This window comes from Puniceicoccus vermicola (assembly GCF_014230055.1).
GTDB lineage: Bacteria > Verrucomicrobiota > Verrucomicrobiia > Opitutales > Puniceicoccaceae > Puniceicoccus > Puniceicoccus vermicola.
This window is the reverse complement of the sequence record NZ_JACHVA010000105.1, coordinates 1-3,200: the sequence shown is the minus strand read 5'-3', so window position 1 is coordinate 3,200 and position 3,200 is coordinate 1. Positions and strand designations below refer to the sequence as shown.

4 protein-coding genes are annotated in these 3,200 nt (G+C 47.1%); all 4 read right to left on the bottom strand.

Annotated elements, in window-relative coordinates:
* On the bottom strand, window positions 1-765 hold a 765-nt coding region (locus H5P30_RS14140), incomplete at its 3' end, for an IS5 family transposase (RefSeq protein ID WP_185693583.1).
* Between the two features lie 124 nt (window positions 766-889).
* Window positions 890-1,156, bottom strand: a complete 267-nt coding sequence (locus H5P30_RS14135; protein WP_185693582.1) for a hypothetical protein — start codon at window positions 1,154-1,156, stop codon at window positions 890-892.
* Between the two features lie 10 nt (window positions 1,157-1,166).
* On the bottom strand, window positions 1,167-2,474 hold the full coding sequence (locus tag H5P30_RS14130; protein WP_185693581.1) for an RHS repeat-associated core domain-containing protein: 1,308 nt from the start codon (window positions 2,472-2,474) through the stop codon (window positions 1,167-1,169).
* Window positions 2,475-3,004: 530 nt separating this feature from the next.
* Window positions 3,005-3,200: hypothetical protein (locus tag H5P30_RS21890; protein WP_221774369.1), on the bottom strand; the 196-nt coding region annotated here is incomplete at its 5' end.

Genomic DNA, 3,200 nt, shown 5'->3' with positions numbered 1-3,200 from the left:
GGGGAGTTGCTCGTATCGTGTAGCGACTCTTCTGTATGATTTTATTCTGCAGAAGAAGTTTTCGACGATTCTTCGAAGCCTACCGATTTCCTTGTCGTAAGAGATCGTCTCTTTTCGATTCGCTTTAGGAGGGATGACGCAGAACCCTCCCGCCGATTCAATATGACTTCTGATGCGGTTGGCATCATAGGCCTTGTCGGCGAGAACGAACTTGGCTTTCAAGTTCTTGGGAAGGGTTTCGATGGCACTGACACTGTCGTGTTCATTGCCGGGAACCAAGACAAGGGAAACGGCTCTTCCGGCAAGATTTACCACAGCAGAGAGTTTTGTATTTCTGCCACCTTTGGTTTTTCCAAGTTTTTGTTGTTCAGAATCTAAGGGACTCCGGGAAGCGTCCTGATGAGCCTTGATATGGGAGCCGTCCAGCATCAAGGCGATTTCGTAGTCAGAGTGCTGTTCCGTAAGATTCTGCAGAATCCATCCCCACATGCCTGAACCACACCAGCGGCGAAAACACCGCCAAACACTGTTCCATTTTCCATAACGTTCAGGCAACTGATTCCAAATCGAGCCCGTGCACAATATCCACCAAATCCCATTGAGCGTAGCGTCAAGGTTTCCAACCGGACGCCCTCGGTGGCTTCCTACCTCAGTGCGATATAGGTTGTTAATTTTTTTAGCTCCTCGCGAACTGCGAGAGGCATTTCGTCCGACCTGTATGTTGTCACGGATGAACAATGACAAAACTACATCTCGTTGCAACATAAATTGTTAGAAAATTCTTCCGACCGTTGAGAATTTGTCCACGCGGCCTAATATAATATTATCATATTCTGATAGCCGACCAAGTAACGTCTGAAAATTTTCGCAAGTTACTCATTTTAAACACTTAATAAAATTCGGACCCACTCTCAACCCATTTCTTTCCCATTTGAAAAAGTTGGAACATAAAATCTCCATTTTTATAAAAATTCAAATAAACCAACCCGCTGTTCGATATAACATCATTATCAAAAATATATTCCGCTATAAAAACCGCGTTTTCACGGCTTAAATCCTTCTTAACATTGATTACTATATAAACATCACCACACCTGCCAATACTATCAATTCTGTCGTCTTTCAACCCTAGACCAATCAGCTCGTTTTCAACCAAATCGAAAGATTCAGAGAAGTATAAAAAATGAATCCAGCATACGGCCGACAAAGCTATCAGAGCCATCATTAACTTCTTCACTATCACATTCTTTTTGTCTCGCATTATCGATACCAATTTCGTTCATAAATAGATCATCAATACTGAAGGCCCACGGGGTTTCACCCAAGATTCTCGATCTCAATCTAGGAATATCATGCAATACCAAACCTTGAACCTCATTTACAACACCATATGCTCTAGCAGTAGCTGCGTTTGTAGCTTCAGTTAATTCTCTTGATCCGTAGATATGCCGACTAGCGGAGTTGTCGGGACCTGGGTAAAGATTATGACCATCTCGTCGAATTTGGTGAGCATCGGATATAGCCTCCGGAGAAACATCAATCATTGGGTTCATGATAATTAGACCAAGAGGGTCCACGGAGGAAATTGGCCTGTTCAAGATATAGGAATACAGATTTATTCCGCCAGCCTCCTCTATCGAATCTCGAGAAATCCATCGGCCCAGCTCTGGATCATACGCCCGGAACCATGTCAGGAACAAATCACTTTCTTCGTGATAGAAATGCCCCGTGTAGAGAAAATCACTCTCCACGCCGGTTCCTCCGATTTTCGTCACTTCACCCCAAGGACTGTAGTCGTAGACCGCCTCCACGGTCGTTCCGTCATCGGCAATGACTTCGCGGATACTGCCGAGATGGTCCTTCGTGTAGAAGAAGGAATCGGAGCCTTCTTCGAATCCGTCTTCAAAGTAATTACGGAGGACAGTCGTAGAGCTGTCATTACGTTTCTGGAGAATTTCACTCCCTGCCCAAAGGTAGGTTTCGTTCGAGACTTCGACGCCGCTCTCCTTTTCAACGATCCGCACTCTGCGATCCAGACCATCATATTCGAACTCGCTCCGATTTGCACCATCGACGATCGCAACCAAACGATTGCGAGCATCCCACTCGAATTCACGTAACACGACACCTTGATCGTCTTTCTCATAGCGGAGATTTCCGTTGAGATCGTACTCAAGGACTTTCTGCACACCGCCCACGAACACATTGTAGCTCTGGGTCGCGCTGTTCTCCGAGGCATCCGTCGCTTCGATGGTGATCGTATTGCTTCCTTCGTTCACCGGAATCTCCCGACGGAACAAAAAGTCTCCTCCCGGCAAGCTGGTCACGACGGCGTTCTCGCCATTGACCGTAACATTCGCGGCTTCGTCGATGGTTCCTTCGACCAGGGTGGAACCCGCTCCCCCCAATTGCCTCAACTCGTTCACATCATTATACTGAGAATAGGTTGAGCCCGTGTCCAAACTTTCGCGCACCCGATTTCCGGCAGAATCGTATTGCCAGGACCACGTTTTGAGAATGTTCGCGGTGTTGTCGGTGACTACAGCGTCGGTTAGCTGCGAGGCTTTATCATAAGCAAAGGAGTAATTGCGAACCGAAGATGCCGTCGGCCCCTGCTGCTGCGTCCACTCCAGAATGCGTCCGGCGGGATCATAATCTCATAGCTGAAAATCCTCTACCATACTACAACGCTCGGCTACCTCAAAGATCGTGCTTTCTAACGATTCCCCACTGTTGACTGTCCAATCTAACTCTTTCAGGGAGCTCCACAAATGATCCCCTGATAAGCCCCTCCAATATATTCTAGTCCCCCTCCTGGAAACAAATACCTTCATTCACGGATATTCAACTCTCATCAATCTTTATATTTTGCGTTTGACCCCAATGGCACTTAGATAAGGCGTTTTTCTGAACGATCTGTGTCACTTTTTGCGTCTGCTTGGGGAAACAACCATTTGGTGTCTAGGTTTGGTCATAAGTTGGAATTTTTTGGGTCTTCTTTTCTTCACTCTGGGCTGGTGTCGTCCTGGCCTGAGGGGGAGTTTTTCGTCATGGATAAGTTCTTCGATAGCGGTTTGTAGCCGAACTTTTCCGACATATGTGCGGGTTCGGAATAGCTCGCAACAGCGCCTGAGAGCTTCGCGAGCCCCGGTAAAGCTGATTTGCCGGGGAGAAGCTCCGCGGCATGCCCGGAGCATTTG